The 17,789-nt window shown below is 58.5% G+C and carries 13 protein-coding genes; 12 read left to right on the top strand and 1 reads right to left on the bottom strand.

Going from position 1 to position 17,789, the window contains the following annotated elements:
• The first annotated feature begins 143 nt into the window (after positions 1-143).
• Positions 144-2,615, top strand: coding sequence for a UvrD-helicase domain-containing protein (locus tag KGB06_RS05730; protein ID WP_223512486.1), 2,472 nt, complete (start codon positions 144-146; stop codon positions 2,613-2,615).
• A gap of 63 nt (positions 2,616-2,678) precedes the next feature.
• On the opposite strand, the gene KGB06_RS05725 is transcribed toward KGB06_RS05730, so the two are convergent.
• A complete protein-coding gene (locus tag KGB06_RS05725; RefSeq protein WP_223512483.1) occupies positions 2,679-2,954 on the bottom strand; it encodes a DUF1652 domain-containing protein in 276 nt (91 codons plus the stop codon).
• 241 nt (positions 2,955-3,195) lie between these two features.
• Between KGB06_RS05725 and KGB06_RS05720 the strand changes: the two genes are divergently transcribed.
• From KGB06_RS05720 to KGB06_RS05670, 11 genes are all read left to right on the top strand, one after another.
• Positions 3,196-4,011, top strand: coding sequence for a helix-turn-helix domain-containing protein (locus KGB06_RS05720; RefSeq protein WP_223512480.1), 816 nt, complete (start codon positions 3,196-3,198; stop codon positions 4,009-4,011).
• A gap of 50 nt (positions 4,012-4,061) precedes the next feature.
• Positions 4,062-5,468 (top strand): NAD(P)/FAD-dependent oxidoreductase, encoded by a 1,407-nt coding sequence (locus KGB06_RS05715; RefSeq protein ID WP_223512478.1) that lies wholly within the window; start codon positions 4,062-4,064, stop codon positions 5,466-5,468.
• A gap of 30 nt (positions 5,469-5,498) precedes the next feature.
• Positions 5,499-5,840 carry a cupin domain-containing protein gene (locus KGB06_RS05710; RefSeq protein WP_223512476.1) on the top strand — a complete coding sequence of 114 codons (342 nt, stop codon included), beginning with the start codon at positions 5,499-5,501 and terminating at the stop codon, positions 5,838-5,840.
• A 47-nt stretch (positions 5,841-5,887) separates the two neighbouring features.
• Positions 5,888-6,973, top strand: a complete 1,086-nt coding sequence (locus KGB06_RS05705) for a polyamine ABC transporter substrate-binding protein (protein ID WP_223512474.1) — start codon at positions 5,888-5,890, stop codon at positions 6,971-6,973.
• 91 nt (positions 6,974-7,064) lie between these two features.
• Positions 7,065-7,523: an REP-associated tyrosine transposase gene (locus KGB06_RS05700; RefSeq protein WP_223512471.1), complete on the top strand. Its 459-nt coding sequence runs from the start codon at positions 7,065-7,067 to the stop codon at positions 7,521-7,523.
• A 476-nt stretch (positions 7,524-7,999) separates the two neighbouring features.
• A complete protein-coding gene (locus KGB06_RS05695; protein ID WP_223512460.1) occupies positions 8,000-9,457 on the top strand; it encodes a serralysin family metalloprotease in 1,458 nt (485 codons plus the stop codon).
• A gap of 61 nt (positions 9,458-9,518) precedes the next feature.
• A complete protein-coding gene (locus tag KGB06_RS05690) occupies positions 9,519-9,932 on the top strand; it encodes an AprI/Inh family metalloprotease inhibitor (protein WP_223512456.1) in 414 nt (137 codons plus the stop codon).
• Between the two features lie 151 nt (positions 9,933-10,083).
• Entirely contained in the window at positions 10,084-11,859 is a 1,776-nt protein-coding gene (locus KGB06_RS05685) for a type I secretion system permease/ATPase (protein ID WP_223512454.1), read from the top strand.
• Positions 11,856-13,190, top strand: coding sequence for an HlyD family type I secretion periplasmic adaptor subunit (locus KGB06_RS05680; RefSeq protein WP_223512452.1), 1,335 nt, complete (start codon positions 11,856-11,858; stop codon positions 13,188-13,190). The genes KGB06_RS05685 and KGB06_RS05680 overlap by 4 nt, the downstream gene beginning before the upstream one ends.
• 2 nt (positions 13,191-13,192) lie before the next feature.
• Positions 13,193-14,554, top strand: a complete 1,362-nt coding sequence (locus KGB06_RS05675) for a TolC family outer membrane protein (RefSeq protein WP_223512451.1) — start codon at positions 13,193-13,195, stop codon at positions 14,552-14,554.
• A gap of 100 nt (positions 14,555-14,654) precedes the next feature.
• Positions 14,655-17,618, top strand: a complete 2,964-nt coding sequence (locus tag KGB06_RS05670) for an autotransporter serine protease (RefSeq protein ID WP_223512450.1) — start codon at positions 14,655-14,657, stop codon at positions 17,616-17,618.
• The last annotated feature ends 171 nt before the right edge of the window (positions 17,619-17,789 follow it).

Genomic DNA, 17,789 nt, shown 5'->3' with positions numbered 1-17,789 from the left:
TTGATGTGAAATGCCCTCGAAATGTTCTCATCCAGCCTTCACTTCATCGCATAAGCCAATGACCTCAAAGCATTTCACTAGAACTCAAGCGCAAATGCAGACACCATAGCCCTCAACAGCCTCACACCCTGGAGTCAGCCCGCGTGCCGCAACACACCCCCGATCTTCCTCCCGAACTTCGCCCCTTGGCCGAGATGCCGCTGCTCAAGCGCCTGGCCGCCCGATTCTTCGGTCATGGCTTGACCCGCCTGCGCGCGCAGCACCGCGCGTCCTGGTTGCACGGGCAGGCTGACGGCTTTCGCAGCGGTCACAGTGCGGGGTTTGATTACGGCTTTAAAGAGGGAAAACTCGAGGGGCTGGAAGAGGGCCGGCAAGTGCTGCTGATCCGTGATTCGCGCTCAACCGAGCATCGACCGCCCAACGTCGATGACAATCTGTTTGACGATTGGCGCCTGCCATTGAGCGCTGAACTGAAGAAGCGCATGAAGGCCGATGTTGCCCGACTGCTGCCACCCAATGCCCAGCCAAGCGTTGCGCAGTGGAAGATGATCTTCAGCGACACGCCGTCGACGTCGGTGATTGCCGGGGCGGGCGCAGGCAAGTCGACCACGCTGGTGCTGCGTATCCTGTTGCTGACCCACTATCTGGGCTTCGAACTGGATTCGATGACCGTTGTGACCTTTACCCGCGAATCGCGCAAAGACTTCATTAACAAGCTGATCGAGCTGTTCGCGGTGTGGGGCCGTCCACTGGGACTGAAAGAAGCGCGTGATCTGGTGCGTACCTTCCACTCGCGCATTCTGCCGATGGTTCGCAGCCTGCCGGGGTTCGAGCGTCTGCAAGCATTCGAAAACCTCAGCAATCGCGTGCAAAACGGTGAGGAAGAGGTCGACAGTAACCCCTTTGACCTGCGTATCAATGACGCTCAGCGACAGCAGCTCAATGCCTGCTACCACCAGTTGCACACACGCGACGAGCGCTTTCGTGAATTGATCAAGCCTTTGTCCCGCCACGCCTTGCAGCTCAAGGAGTTGGAGCGCGATCACCCCGATGTGCAAAAACGCGTGGCTGTGACTGAGCTGGCGGCCAAGCGCGATGAAGAACTCTGTGACGCCATTGAAGACCTGTGGTTTCGTGCCGGCGCCTGGCCAATCAAGGGGATTGAACCCAATCGGCACTCGTTCGATATCAATGGCTCGACGTTCCGTTGCCACGGCTACATCCCGAGCCTGGATGCCTGGGTCGTATTGGGTTTCGATCCTCGGGAGAATCCACAGGTTTGCCGCCCGAATGCCAAGCTGACCGTCCGGGCGGAGTGGGCAGTAAAGCGCACCCTGTTTCAAGCTTTCTGTCGTAAGTCATTGATATGGATAGATAGTTACGAATCGTCAAAGCGCGTTTTGGCCTCTTTGGCAGGTGATGCCAGCGCGGGACCGGGCTTTGATTACAGGGTCAAAGGCGAACTGGCTTCTGCACCATTGCTGGACTGTTTTGTGGCGGCAGCCGGGTTTATAGAAAACCTGGGGCTGGATGTTCCGAACGCCGTTGGCCAGATGAGTTTCGCCAAGGACGACCCCGACAGGTTCTTCTTCGAGGCCTTGAGCCTGTTCTGGCGAGCACTGGAAGATCATCTGCTTGATCAAAAACCGCCGGTGATGACCTACAACCGCATGTTCGCCTTGTTCAGCGAGCATTCCCCGGAAAACCTGAAACTGCTCAGCGATGAGCTGCTGCGACCACTGTCACACCTGATGATCGACGAATTTCAGGACGTTTCACCACAAATCGTCTCCTGGATCCGCGCCAGCTTGGCCGAGATCCGCAGTCGAGGCCCGGCGATGCACGTTGGGCGGGGCGCGCAACGCTCATCGCTGCTGTGTGTGGGTGATGACTGGCAGTCCATTTATGGCTGGCGCGGCAGCTCGCCGACGTATTTCATGGAGTTCAACAAAGAGTTCCCGTCGCCGAGCACTACCAAAGTCATGCTCAGCGACAACTATCGCAGTCATCAACACATCATCGACGCCGCCGAGCATATCGTCCGCGCAGCGCCGGCCATCGCGGGCAAGAAAGCCAAAGCCAGCGGCGCGCCTAAGGCGCTGTTGCCGGTAAACGTTCTGGATCGGGACGATCAAGGTTTGGCCCAGCGCCTGATGGAGCATTACCGGAAGGGTGATTCAATCCTGATGCTTTATCGAAAAAGCAGCGATAAGTTATTGATTGAACAGCATATTCAACCTGTTGTTAATGTTGATTCGAGCTTGCCATATGAAGCGCGGCGTCTCAAACAACTGACCTATCACAGCGCCAAAGGCTTGCAGGCCGATGCGGTGTTTTTGCTGGGTGATTGCCAGCATCTGACCAGTTCCCCCTACAAAAACCAGGTTTACCGTATGGCAGGACTTGGCAAGGCCGGTGACAACGAGCCGTATGACAGCGCGCAAAAAGACGAAATCCTGCGACTGGCTTACGTCGGCATCACCCGGGCAGTGAGCCATTGCTACTGGTATGTCGAGGGGCAGGACACGGCTGTGAACATGCCCAAGGCGTCGGACCGGATCGGCAAAGGGAAAGCGTTTTTTGCTGATCATCGGGTTACTCAGAAACTGGCGTAACCCTGAGTCGTCGCCCAATAAAAAGCCCACACAAAGTGGGCTTTTTATTGGGCTGTTCGGCCTTCAGGCATAGCTTTTGAGGGCCATAGGTGGAATAAATGCCTCAAGTTCATCCTCGACGGCTTCAATGATTCGTTCGACATCCGCCGCATTCATGACCGTTGCGCAAGGAATACCGGCAATGGCGATCATGGTCTCGCCACTGGCACGATCAAACAACCGGGCGATCATGCTGCCCGGCGCGTCCATGCTCGCCTCAAATCCCATGGGATGAAAATGCCAGCGCATCAGCTGGCAGGCGTTTGGAAACGTTACTTTGCTGAAATACCCTTTATTCATATGTAGCCCGCCTTCTTCATCGAGCGCTTCCTTTAGCTCATGTTAGGAGGGGAAGAGCCTTCAATGGCTCAACCGATGACTGCTTTTAAAAGTAGCACTCGAATGTGAAATCCATGTGATTTTTTTTCGGCCGTTGGGCGGTTCGTAGAGTTTATTTGATGAAGGTCACCTGACCATTTTTTCAGCCATTGAACCCGGTGCAGAACTTCGGCAAGCTCGGCGTTTTCCCATCGAGACCTTTATGCACCCCGATGATGATGGGCCGCAGCAAACCCGGGCCACGGGCGAGACGGTCATGCGCTACCACTTGTGCTGGAAACACCGTGACCTGGACGGCGTCATGGCGCTTTATCACCCAGACATCCAGTACCACGATTTTTTCCAGAACCGCGTGATGGGGCTCGACGATCTGCGCGAGTACGTGCGCGTGAGCATGCCTCGCAACCTGGACGAAGCGCTGGAACATTCGGACCGAATTCGCCTGGATGGCAACACCGCATTTATTCAGTACCGGATGACGTTGCGTGGCGGTGAGGGGCTGGTGTCCTTTCATACCAGCGAGGCGATCACAGTCCGTGACGGGTTGATCTGGCGGGTCAACGAATACGCCACGCTGGTCCACGAGCAGCCGCTTCGCAAGGCAACCAAAACGCTGCGTCCGGCCGTCAGTCGACTCGGCCTGTCCCCGCGCCAGTTGAGTTTCATGGCCGATGACTTGCAACAGTATTTCCAGCACCAGCAACCTTATCTGGACCCCGCGCTCGACCTGCAACGGGTGGCGAAGGAGTGCGGCTACAGTCGCAACCAGATTTCCTACCTGTTGAATCAAGTGCTGGGCCAGAGTTTCTATCGCTATGTTAACCAGGCGCGCCTGCAGCATTTGCTCGGCACGCTGGACACCGCCACACCGCCGATACGCGTCGACGAGCTGGCATTTGCCGCGGGCTTCAATTCGCTGTCGGCGTTTTACACCTGTTTTCGCCAGCACACCGGTCTGACGCCCAAGGCGTACACCAAACAAATTTCCTTGCGTGCACGCGCGCAAGACAGCCCCTGAGCCCACGCACTAGGATCGACGCCATCGAAGTTTGAGTGGCGGAGTCTTGCATGTCGGCGTGGCGCACTATCAGTTTATGGATGGATCAACTCGACGAGCCGTTATTGGCCCGTCCGGCGCTGGAACACGATCTGGACGTCGACGTGGCAATCATTGGCGCGGGATATACCGGGCTCTGGACCGCGTATTACCTCAAGCGTCTGGCCCCGGGCCTGGACATCGCCATTGTCGAAGCGCAAACCGCTGGTTTCGGCGCCTCGGGCCGTAATGGCGGCTGGTTGATGGGCAACCTGTTGGGTGAAGACCGCTTGCTCGCCGGGTTGTCCCCGGAGCAGCGCCGCGCCTCATTCGACTTGCTGCACAGCATTCCTGATGAAGTAGAAGTCATTCTGGAGCGTGAAGGCATCGCCTGCGATTACCGCAAAGGCGGGGTGCTTTACTGCGCCGCACGCTACCCCGAGCAGGAAGCCAGCCTGCGCCGCTATCTGGATGATCTCTACCGCCAGGGCCTGACCGAAAGTGACTACCGCTGGCTCAGCCCCGAGCAACTGGCGCAACAGATCAGAGTTGCGAAGCCTTATGGCGGTATCTATGCACCGCACGTTGCGACCATCCACCCGGCAAAGTTGGTGCGAGGCTTAGCACGGGCGGTGGAGAAAATGGGGGTCAGCATCTATGAAAACAGCGCCGTCACGCAGTGGCAGTCGGGGAGCTTGCGCACCGCCAAGGCGGCGGTTCGCAGTCGCTGGATTGTCCCGGCGGTAGAAGGTTACGCGACAACATTGCCGCCGTTGGGGCGCTATCAAATGCCGGTGCAAAGCCTGATCGTTGCCACCGAACCACTGTCCGCTGCGACGTGGGACGAAATCGGCCTGAGTCGCGGCCAGGCCTTCAGCGAGAGCAGCCGTCAGGTGACCTACGGCCAACGCACCGCCGACAACCGTCTGGTGTTCGGGGCGCGAGGCGGCTACCAGTTTGCCGGCAAGTTACGCCATGACTTCGACCTGACGACCAGCGAAGTGGAGTTACGACGCTATCTGTTCGGCGAACTCTTCCCGCAATTGAAGAATGTGCGGATTACCCACGCTTGGGGCGGAAATCTTGGCATGTCGCGGCGTTTCAAGCCGCACATGCTCTGTGATCACGCCAGCGGCATCGCCTTGTCCGGCGGTTATGGCGGGGAGGGCGTCGGTGCCAGCAACCTGGGCGGCAGAACCCTCGCCGACCTGATTCTTCAGCGCGATACCGAGTTGGTGCGCCAGCCTTGGGTCATGCCGCAGGGCGGACTCGACACGCTCAAGGCCTGGGAGCCGGAACCCTGCCGCTGGCTCGGTTACAACGCGATCATCCGCAGCTTCGTCCACGAAGACCAGACCCTGGCCAACCCGGCTACCGCACCCTGGCGCCGAAAGCTGGCCAGCGGGGTCGCGGGGTTCATGGAAGGTTTCATGCAGTAAACAACGCTTTTTCCATTGACAGGTACGCCCATGAGCATCACGCAATTCAAGAACACCGCCACCCTGAAGCTTGATGAATCCAATCCGGTCGCGGTGCCACTGGGAACACCCGTGGCAGTGGCCTCGACCACCAGCGTCGAACGCGATGATGGTGTCGAAACCGGTGTCTGGGAATGCACGCCCGGACGCTGGCGCCGGCAGATCGTGGCCCAGGAGTTTTGTCACTTCATCCAGGGCCGTTGCACCTTCACCCCGGACGACGGTGAACCCCTCTACATAGAAGCTGGCGATGCATTGATGTTGCCGGCTAACAGTCTCGGCATCTGGGATATCCAGGAAACTGTGCGCAAGACCTACGTTTTGATTTTTTGATCTTCTGATTGCCTGCCAATAACAAAAACCCCTACAGGAATCGACTCATGATCCGAAAGACACTGACACTGGCGCCACTTGCACTCGTCGCGACCCTTAGCCAGGCGGCCGAGACGGTCAAAATCTACAACTGGTCCGACTACATCGCCCCTGACACCACGAAAAACTTCCAGAAAGAAACCGGTATCGCCTTTACCTACGACGTCTACGACAGCAACGAAACCCTCGACGGCAAGTTGATGACCGGTAAATCAGGGTATGACGTGGTGTTTCCGTCCAACCATTTCATGGCGCGACAGATTGAAGGTGGCGCACTGAAGAAACTCGATAAAAATCAGTTGCCGAACTGGAAGAACCTCAACCCGGTGTTGCTCACGGCGTTGCAGACCAACGATCCGGGCAACGAGCATGGCTTTCCGTACCTGTGGGGCAGCACGGGTATCGGCTACAACATCGCCAAGGTCAAGGCCGTACTGGGTGACAATGCGCCCGTGGATTCCTGGGATCTGATCTTCAAACCCGAGAACATGGCAAAGCTGCAAAAGTGCGGCGTTGCCATCCTCGACAACGGCCCGGAACTCTTGCCCGCCGCCCTGAACTACCTGGGCCTGCCGCCTCACAGTAAAAACCCGGAAGATTATAAAAAGGCCGAAGCGCTGCTGCTGAAAGTCCGTCCGTACGTGAGCTACTTCCATTCGTCCAAGTACACCAGCGACCTGGCCAATGGCGACATCTGCGTAGCGGTCGGCTTCTCCGGCGACATCCTGCAAGCCGAGAATCGGGCCAAGGAAGCCAACAACGGCGTCGACATCGGCTACGCCATTCCCAAGGAAGGCGCCGCCATCTGGTTCGACATGGTCGCCATGCCCGCCGACGCGCCGGACGAGAAGGCCGGTTACGCCTTCATGAACTACCTGCTGCGGCCGGACGTCATGGCCAGCGTCAGCAACTACGTGCACTACGCAAACGGTAACGAACAGGCTGACAGCCTGATCGACCCGACGATCAAAAACGACACCAAGGTTTATCCGAGCCCTGAGATGATGGGCAAGCTGTTCGCGCTGGAGGCGATGCCGCTGAACATTGACCGGGTCCGTACGCGGGTGTGGAACAAGATTCGGACGGGGAGTTGAGGGTTCATAATTTGTAGTCATTGCCCCCAGTGACTTGGGTGGCTACACGGTAGATTCCAGGCTTCCTTTCAATTGATCAGGAGGCAATGGAATGCCAGTCGATACAAAAGCGGGTCACCTGCGCATTGGTCGTTTTTCGGAACCTGGGCGGATCTATCTACTAACGGCTGTCGTTCACCAACGACAGCCGTTTTTTGTTGATTGGCGATTGGGCAGGTTGGTTGTTCTGCAACTGCGCCAGGCACAAGAAGATGGATGGGCCGATTTTTTGACGTGGGTTGTGATGCCGGATCATTTGCATTGTCTGGTGCAGCTGCGGGACAAGACGCTGTCGGAGCTGATGTGTCGAATCAAATCCCGGAGCAGTCTTGCCGTCAACCAGGCATTGGGGCGGCGAGGGCGGCTATGGCAGAAGGGGTATCACGATCGTGCGGTTCGGTGGGAGGAGGATGTGAAGGATCTTGCTCGGTATGTCGTTGCGAATCCTGTCCGGGCAGGTTTAGTGACGCGCGTTCATGATTATCCACTTTGGGATGCGTGTTGGTTGTAAGTGTTTGACGACTGCTTCGCAGCCGAACGCAGCCTTCGGCAGCTGCTACAGGATTTTCGTACGCCGCGATCCTTGTAGCAGCTGGCGAAGCCTGCGTTCGGCTGCGCAGCAGTCGTTAAATATAAAATTCAATAAAGATATGGTTGATATCAATATAGTGGCGCTTATATTAAGCACTACCGTAATGTGAGACCTGTTCGACAAAAAACAACTTACCTATATTTAATATTTAAATAGCAAATTGTCAGACGATTTGCGCAAACGCACATACACAAGACAATCTTTCGACCCCACAAGCATTATTTCCGGGCATTTGCTGGATTTGCACAATTTGACGTCAAAAAAACACTAGACGTTTGATTTCGAATTGTGTCAGTTTTCTTTCGCCTTCATTGGGCGAGTGATAGGACGACCTCGCCAGAGATCGTCGCTATCTGACAAAAAACTGTTCCATAGCTAAACAAGGAAGTGTGTTTATGTCGAAAGTAAAAAACAATGCTATTGATCTAGCCGAACAGGCCATAACCCCCTTGCAAGCATTGGCTGCACCGAGTTCTGCGTATAACCAGATCGACAGCTTCAGCCATCAGTATGACCGCGGTGGCAATCTCACGGTCAATGGCAAACCGTCCTATTCCGTCGACCAGGCAGCCACCCAATTGCTGCGCGACGGTGCTGCCTACCAGGACAAGGACGGCAGCGGCAAAATCGAACTGACCTATACGTTCCTGACCTCGGCCTCGTCGAGCACCATGAACAAGCACGGGATTACCGGCTTCAGCCAGTTCAGTACGCAGCAAAAAGCCCAAGCGGTGCTCGCCATGCAATCCTGGGCCGATGTAGCCAACGTTACCTTCACCAATAAGTCTACGGGCGGTGACGGTCACATGACCTTCGGCAACTACAGTGGTGGCCAGGATGGCGCGGCGGCATTTGCCTATTTGCCGGGCACCGGTGCGGGTTATGACGGTACTTCCTGGTACCTGACCAACAGCAGCTACACGCCTAACAAGACGCCGGACCTGAACAATTACGGCCGTCAAACACTGACCCACGAAATCGGTCACTCGTTGGGCCTGGCCCACCCTGGCGACTACAACGCTGGCGAGGGTGCCCCGACTTACAATGACGCCACCTACGGGCAGGATACCCGCGGTTACAGCGTCATGAGCTACTGGAGTGAAAGCAATACCAGCCAGAACTTCAGCAAGGGCGGTGTCGAAGCGTATTCGTCCGGCCCGCTGATGGACGACATTGCAGCCATCCAGAAACTCTATGGAGCCAACACCACCACCCGTACCGGTGACACCACGTACGGCTTTAACTCCAACGCCGGTCGCGACTTCCTGAGCGCGTCTTCGTCGTCGGACAAGGTCGTGTTTTCGGTATGGGATGCAGGCGGCAAAGATACCCTGGACTTCTCCGGATTCACCCAAAACCAGAAAATCAACCTCAATGAAGCCTCGTTCTCCGACGTTGGCGGCCTGGTGGGCAACGTTTCCATTGCCAAGGGTGCAATCATCGAGAACGCGACCGGCGGTTCGGGCAACGACCTGCTGATTGGCAATGGTATCGCCAACGAACTGAAGGGCGGTGCCGGCAACGACATCCTCTACGGCGCCGGCGGTGCGGACAAGCTGTTGGGCGGTACCGGTTCGGACACGTTTGTGTTCGCTGCCAGCAGCGACTCCAAGCCAGGTGTCGCCGACCAGATCCTCGACTTTGTCAGCGGCCTGGACAAGATCGACCTGACCGGTATCACCCAAGGCGCAGGCCTGCATTTCGTGAGCTCGTTCACTGGTGCGGCAGGTGATGCCGTGTTGACCACCTCAGGCGGCAGTAGCCTGTTGTCGGTGGACTTCTCCGGGCACGGCGTGGCTGATTTCCTGGTCAGCACCGTCGGCCAGGCGGCGTACTCGGACATCGCAGCCTGATGTAAGGCGATAAGGAGGGTGGCGCCGATGCGCTGCCCTCTGTGGCTGGAGTAAAACAAAGATGGCCTCTAAAGCCTGTGCCGCATGGCTCTTGGCGATGTTCATGATTTTTTTTGGAGAAGCAGCCATGGCGAGCAGCCTGAAATTGGCAGATCCCTCGGAACTGGCCGGCAAATGGCAGGCCACCCTGAGCACCCGGGACGACTCGCCAGAGACCCAGGCACTGCAGGACAAGCCTTCCAACGTCTGTGTCATCGAATTGCAGCTCAAGCAAACGCTGGGTGAGGGTGCCGATTGTTTAAGCGCATGGCTTGCAGGCGAAAAAGCCATCGGTTGGTTTCCCGAGCCGGATGGTATTGCGATCACCGGTAAAGAAGGCTCGAAGATTCTGTTTCTCAGTCGCCAACGTGATGGCTCCTATAGAGCAAACTTGAAATCCACGCTGGTCATAACACTCGTGCGTCAGGCGCATTAATTAAAACGCCGCGACTCGTGATAAAGACATCGCGCAATTAAGTTGTAGTTAGTTTGTAAGCGCTAGTGCGCCAAATGCACATTCGCGCCTGCGCGGACAGTGAATGGAAACTTCGTCAGTATGACGAGGAATAACACCTCAGGAAGAACCCATGAAGATGTCAAAGAGCCCGCTAAGTGCACCGTTATTCAAAGCATTGGGCGACTATAAGAGCATCCTGATCAGCGTTGGCTGTTTTACCGCGTTAATTAACGTGCTGATGCTGGTCCCGTCGATTTACATGCTGCAGGTCTACGACCGCGTGTTGTCTTCGCAAAATGAAACCACGCTCGCCATGTTGTCGCTGATGGTAGTGGGGTTTTTCGTCTTCATTGGTCTGCTGGAAGTGGTGCGCAGTTTCATCGTCATCCGCATCGGTAGCCAACTGGAACGACGCTTCAACCTGCGGGTTTATCAAGCCGCGTTCGAGCGCAATCTGTTCAAAGGTGAGGGCAACGCCGGCCAGTCGCTGGGGGATCTGACGCACATCCGCCAGTTCGTCACCGGCCCAGCGCTGTTTGCCTTCTTCGATGCTCCGTGGTTTCCGGTCTACCTGTTTGTGATCTACCTGTTCAACGTCTGGCTCGGGGTGTTTGCCACCGTGGGCGCGCTGGTGTTGATTGGCCTCGCGTGCCTGAACGAAGCAATGACCAAAAAACCCTTGGGCGAAGCCGCCGGTTTTTCCCAGAAGTCCAGCCAATTGGCCACCAGTCACTTGCATAACGCCGAAACCATTCAGGCGATGGGTATGCTGGGTGCGCTACGCAAGCGCTGGTTTGACGTGCATTCACGTTTTCTCGGCTTGCAGAACCAGGCCAGCGACACCGGCGCGGTCATCAGTTCCCTGAGCAAAACCTTGCGTTTGTGCCTGCAATCCCTGGTCCTGGGGCTGGGCGCGTTGCTGGTGATCAAGGGCGACATGACCGCTGGGATGATGATCGCCGGTTCGATTTTGATGGGCCGCGTCCTGAGCCCCATCGATCAGTTAATTGCCGTATGGAAACAGTGGAGCGGCGCCAAGCTGGCCTACCGTCGTCTGGACGCGTTGCTGCAAGCCTTTCCACCGAGTGACGAGGCCATGGCGCTGCCGGCGCCGAAAGGGCAAATCACCTTCGAACAGGTCAGCGCCGCGCCGCCGGGTCAGCGTGCTGCGACGCTGCACCTGGTCAACTTCAACCTTGGCGCAGGGGAAGTGATGGGCGTGCTGGGTGCTTCCGGCTCAGGCAAATCGACACTGGCCCGGGTGCTGGTCGGCGTGTGGCCCACCCTCGGCGGCACGGTTCGACTCGACGGCGCGGACATTCATCGCTGGAACCGCGACGACCTCGGCCCCTACATTGGCTATCTGCCGCAAGACATCGAATTGTTCAGCGGCAGCATTGCCGAAAACATCGCCCGCTTTCGCGAAACCGATCCACAAAAAGTCGTTGAAGCCGCGCAACAGGCCGGCGTCCACGAACTGATCCTGCGCATGCCGCAAGGCTACGACACAGTGCTGGGCGAGGACGGCAGCGGTTTGTCCGGCGGCCAGAAGCAACGTGTGGCTCTGGCTCGCGCCCTGTATGGCAGCCCGCGTCTAGTGGTGCTGGACGAACCGAACTCCAACCTCGACACCGTGGGCGAAGCCGCGTTGGCCAGCGCCATCGCGCACATGAAAGCGCAAGGCACCAGTGTGATTCTGGTTACCCACCGTTCTTCGGCGCTGGCTCAGGCCGACAAACTGCTGGTGCTTAACGACGGGCGCTTGCAGGCGTTCGGCCCGAGCCAGGAGGTATTGAAAGCACTGTCCGGCGCCCAGGAACAACAGCGGGAAAAAGCGCCGCAGGCACCCGGCGGACTGAGCATGAGCCGACAGTATCAGCCCTCGACAAGGAGTTCGGGCGTATGAATCACCGCAACGAAGCCACGATGGAACACGACTGCATCGCCGAACGCCCCGAGCACGATGCGCGCTTCTTCGCCCGCATGGGCTGGATTCTGGCGATTGTCGGCGCCGGGAGTTTCTTCACCTGGGCCAGCCTCGCGCCGCTTGATCAAGGCATTCCGGTGCAGGGCACGGTCGTGGTATCGGGCAAGCGCAAAGCCGTGCAATCGATGAGCCCCGGTGTGGTCAGCCGGATTCTGGTGCGTGAGGGTCAAGTGGTGAAGCTGGGCCAGCCGCTGTTCCAACTCGACCAGACTCAGGTCGCGGCTGACGTCGATTCGCTACAGGCGCAGTACCGCATGGCCTGGGCCAGCGTTGCGCGCTGGGAAAGCGAACGGGACAACCTCAAGCAAGTGAATTTCCCGGCCGAACTGAGCAAGGACGCTGACCCGCGACTGGCGTTGGTGCTCGAAGGCCAGCGGCAATTGTTCAGCAGCCGTCGCGAAGCCTATTTCCGCGAGCAGGGCGGATTGCGCGCCAACATGGAAGGCGCCGCCGCGCAATTGGCTGGCATGCGTCGCGCGCGTACCGACCTGACGGCCCAGGCCAACTCGCTGCAACAACAACTGAGCAATCTTCAGCCCTTGGCGGATAACGGCTACATCCCGCGCAACCGGCTGATGGAATACCAGCGTCAACTGTCGCAAGTGCAGCAGCAACTGGCCGAGAACGCCGGCGAAAGTGGTCGGGTGGAGCAGGGCATCCTCGAAGCGAAACTCAAGCTGCAACAGCACATCGAGGAGTATCAGAAAGAGGTCCGCACCCAACTGGCCGACGCGCAACTCAAGAGCGTGACCCTCAAGGAGCAACTGACCTCCGCCGGGTTCAATTTGCAACACAGCGAGATCATCGCCACCGCCGACGGCATCGCGGTCAACCTGGGGGTGCACACCGAAGGCGCGGTGGTGCGCCAGGGCGACACCTTGCTGGAAATTGTGCCCCAGGGCACCCACCTGGAAGTGGAAGGGCACTTGCCGATCAATCTGGTCGACAAGGTCGGCACCCATTTGCCCGTGGACATCCTGTTCACCGCGTTTAACCAAAGCCGCACGCCGCGAGTGCCCGGCGAAGTCAGCCTGATCTCTGCCGACCAGATGGTCGACGAAAAAACCGGCGCGCCGTACTACGTGCTGCGCAGCAGTGTCAGTGACCAGGCCATGGAAAAGCTCAATGGCCTGGTGATCAAACCGGGCATGCCGGCGGAAATGTTCGTGCGTACGGGTGAACGTTCACTCCTCAACTATCTGTTCAAACCGCTGCTCGACCGGGCAGGCTCCGCGTTGACCGAGGAATAAGGATGTTCGGTTGTATGAATAAGCTTTCCAGGCTCGTAGCGACCCTGACGTTGCTGACGTGCAACAGCGTGATGGCCATGGGGCCGTTCGATATTTACGAGCAAGCGTTGCGCAATGACCCGGTGTTCCTGGGCGCGCTCAAGGAGCGTGATGCCGGTCTTGAAAACCGCATCATCGGCCGTGCTGGCTTGCTGCCAAGGGTGGCGTACAACTACAACAAGGGGCGCAACTCGTCCAAGGCCACTTACCTCAATGAGTACAGGCAGAATAAGACGGATGACCGCAATTACAGCAGTTACGGTTCGACCTTGACCCTGCAACAGCCTTTGATCGATTACGAAGCCTACGCGGCGTATCGCAAAGGCGTGGCCCAGTCGTTGTTTGCCGATGAAGCCTTTCGCGGCAAGAGCCAGCAATTGCTGGTGCGTGTGTTGGAGAACTACACCAAGGCGTTGTTTGCTCAGGATCAGATCGACATTGCGTTGGCCAGGAAGAAAGCCTACGAACAGCAGTTCCAGCAGAACGAGCAGATGTTTCACCAAGGCGAAGGCACTCGCACCGATATTCTTGAGGCCGAGTCCCGTTACGAACTGGCCACCGCTGAAGAGATCGAGGCGCGCAACGAGCAGGACGCGTCCTTGCGCGAACTTGGCGCGCTGATTGGCGTGCCGGTGATCGACATCACAGACCTGGCGCCGCTGGCCCCGCACTTCCAGACCTTCAGCCTGCAACCGGCCAACTACGACACCTGGCACGAAATGGCCGTGGCCAACAACCCGAACCTGGCCTCCCAGCGCCAGGCGGTGGAAGTGGCGCGTTACGAAGTCGAACGCAACCGCGCCGGGCATCTGCCGAAAGTCAGTGCCTATGCTTCGGTGCGCCAGAACGAATCGGAAAGCGGCAACACCTATAACCAGCGCTACGACACCAACACCATTGGCATCGAAGTCAACGTGCCGCTGTATGCCGGCGGCGGGGTGTCGGCGTCCACACGCCAGGCCAGCCGCAGCATGGAACAGGCCGAGTACGAACTGGATGGCAAGACTCGCGAAACCCTGATCGAGCTACGCCGACAGTTCAGCGCCTGCCTGTCCGGTGTAAGCAAGCTGAGCGCCTACCAAAAGGCCCTGACGGCTGCCGAAGCGCTGGTGGTGTCGACCAGGCAAAGCATCCTGGGCGGCGAACGCGTCAACCTGGATGCGCTGAACGCCGTACAACAACTATTTACCACCCGCCGCGATCTGGCGCAGGCACGCTACGACTACTTGATGGCCTGGACCCGGTTGCACTACTACGCCGGAACGTTGAATGAACAGGATCTGGCCAGGGTCGACGAAGCGTTCGGCCAGGGCCCGAGGACCTAATGATGGACCTGTAGCAGCCTTCGGCAGCTGCTACAGGGAGATGCGGTGCCGCTCCCAACGGGAAACCAGAATTCTAAAAACGCCAAAAAAGCGAGTAGTCATGAACAAGGAAGTCTCCAATAACCCGATCTCGGTAGGCACACTCTTGTTGCTGGTGTCAGCAATGCCTGGCGCTGCGCAGGCTGCCTACCTGGAAACCGGCCAACCCGGCGATGCCGCCAGTTGGCGCAGCGCAGAATTCCAGCGCGACTGGGGCCTGGCCCGCATGCAGGCGGATCAGGCGTACGCCGCCGGTATCACCGGCAAAGGTGTGAAAGTCGGCGAACTTGATTCCGGTTTCGATGCCACCCATCCCGAATTCGCCACCGACCGTTACCACGCGGTGACTGCCAGCGGCAGCTATGTCGACGGTACTGTGTTCAATGTCAACGGCACGCTCAACCCCAACAACGATTCTCACGGCACCCACGTCGCCGGCACCATCGGTGCCTCTCGCGATGGCATCGGTATGCACGGCGTGGCGTATAACGCGCAGCTCTTTGTCGGTAACACCAACAAGAATGACAGTTTCCTGTTCGGTCCCAATCCCGATCCGCACTATTTCAAAGCGGTCTACAACGCCCTGGCCGATGCGGGTGTGCGAGCGATCAACAACAGTTGGGGCAGCCAGCCGCCGGACGTCAGTTACCGCACCCTCGACGACTTGCACGCGGCCTACGCCCAACACTGGAACAAAGACACCTGGATGGATGCCGCGGCTGACGTTTCGCGGCGTGGCGTAATCAACGTGTTCAGCGCCGGCAATAGCGGCTATCCGAACGCCAGCGTGCGCTCGGCGTTGCCGTATTTTCAGCCGGATCTGGAGGGCCATTGGTTAGCGGTATCGGGGCTGGATCAAGGCAATCAGCAGAAATACAACCAGTGCGGGCTCGCCAAGTATTGGTGCATCACCACGCCCGGCGCGAAGATCGACAGCACCATTCCCGATGGTGGCTACGCGATCAAGTCCGGCACCTCGATGGCAGCGCCGCATGCGACCGGAGCGCTGGCGCTGGTGATGGAACGTTACCCGTATATGAGCAACCAACAGGCACTTGAAACGCTGTTGACCACGGCCACTCAACTCGATGGTTCGATCACCGATGCACCAAACGCTCGGGTTGGCTGGGGCGTGGCCAACCTTGATCGGGCGATGCGCGGGCCGGGACAATTGCTTGGGCGTTTCGATGCCAATCTGGGGGCAGGGCAGAGCGATGTCTGGAGCAATGGCATCACCGACAAGGCCTTGATTCAACGTCAATCAGAAGACCTCGCCGAACACAGTGCCTGGCAGCAGACGCTGAAAAACAAAGGCTGGGAGAGCGGCGTACCGGTGGGCGCCAGTCAGCAGGATCAGACGGATTACGCGGTCGGCATGACGCGCGATGCCGCTGCCGCCAGTCGCGTTTACGAAGGCAGCCTGATCAAGTCCGGCGCCGGGTGGCTGATGTTGACCGGCGACAATACCTATCGCGGACCGACCACGGTCAACGAAGGCTTACTCGCGGTCAACGGCTCACTGACCTCCCGTGTGACCGTCAATGACGGCGGTACGCTCGGTGGTTCGGGGCGCATCGGTGCGTTGAGCGCCAATCGCGGCGCAACGGTGGCGCCCGGCAATTCAATCGGCACCTTGCAGGTCACGGGTGACGTGACGTTCGCGCCGGGTTCAACTTACGCGGTCGAACTCTCGCCCACCCGCAGCGATCGCATTGTCGCCGGTGGTACTGCCACGCTTGGCGGCGCGACGGTGACGCTGTCACTGGAAAACAGCCCGACCCTGCTCAGCGCCACCGAAGTGCAAAGCCTGCTGGGGCATCAATACGCCATCCTGCAAGCCGCTGGCGGTATTCAAGGCCAGTTCGGCGCGGTGTTGCCCAACTATCTGTTTATTGGCGGCAGCCTCGATTACGCCGCGAGCGGTGTTCAACTGAGTGTCGAACGCAATGACACGTCTTTCGCCAGCGTCGGGCAAACGCCCAATCAACGCGCCGTTGCCACTGCCGTTGAAGGGCTGGGGGCGGGGAATCCAGTCTACGAAAGCCTGTTGCTGTCACCGTCCGCCAGTTCGGCACAACAGGCGTTCCAGCAGTTGTCCGGCGAAATCTACCCAGCGCTGGCTTCGGTGCTGGTCAATGACAGTCGTTACGTGCGTGATGCCGTGGGTGAACGCCTGGTGGAGGCCAAAGGCACTCAAAGCAATGGCTGGATCAAGGCGCTGGGTGCCTGGGGCAAGACTGATGACCGCAATGACACCGCCGGTTATACGACGTCGATTGGCGGCTTGCTCGCCGGAGTCGATGGGGCACTGGATGAGCAAACCCGCATCGGACTGGTCACCGGTTACAGCGACAGCTCGGTGAACATGGGTTCGGGCACGCATTCATCGGCCCAGGTCGATAGCTATCACCTTGGCGCTTACGCCGGCCGCGAGTCGGGTGCCTGGCGTCTGAGCGCCGGCGGTGCCTACAGCTGGCATCGCGCCGACGTCAAACGTGACCTGCAATACGGCGAAGTCAGCGCCAGGCAGAAAACCAAAATCGATGCCGGAACCACCCAAGTGTTCGGTGAAGCGGCGTATCGGCTGGATCTGCAACCCTTGGCTCTGGAGCCTTTTGCCAATCTGGCCTACGTGCACCTCGACACTGAAGGTTTTACCGAGAAAGGTGATGCGGCCGCACTGAAAAGCAGCGGTGACACGCGTGACGCGGTGCTCAGCACGTTGGGTGCGCGCGCGCTGAAAACTGTGAACCTGTCCGCACAGCAGCAGCTGGACCTGAGCGCGAGCCTGGGTTGGCAACACAACCTGAGCAATACCGATTCCGAGGAACACCTGGCGTTCGCCAGCGGCAGCACGCCGTTTTTGGTGGAAAGCTCACCCATGGTGCGTGATGCAGCACTGGTCGGCGCCCATGCCAGCCTGGCCCTGAGCCGGGACATGCGCTTGAACCTCGATTACACCGGGCAACTGGCTAACCGCGAGAACATCCACGGAGTAGGGCTCAGCCTCAATTGGCAGTTTTAACGCGCCCCCTGTAGCAGCTGGCGCAGCCTGCGTCCGGCTGCGCAGCAGTCGTAAACCCTGAGTGATTTTGCGACTGCTTCGCAGCCGGACGCAGCCTTCGGCAGCTGCTACAGGGATGTGGGTGAATTTGAATGTGCTTTTCAAGGCACAGGGATTTTGGCAACACAACTA

Origin of the sequence: Pseudomonas sp. GL-B-19 (assembly GCF_019956415.1) — a bacterium.
Classification (GTDB): domain Bacteria; phylum Pseudomonadota; class Gammaproteobacteria; order Pseudomonadales; family Pseudomonadaceae; genus Aquipseudomonas.
This window is presented reverse-complemented; position numbering and strand designations above follow the sequence as displayed.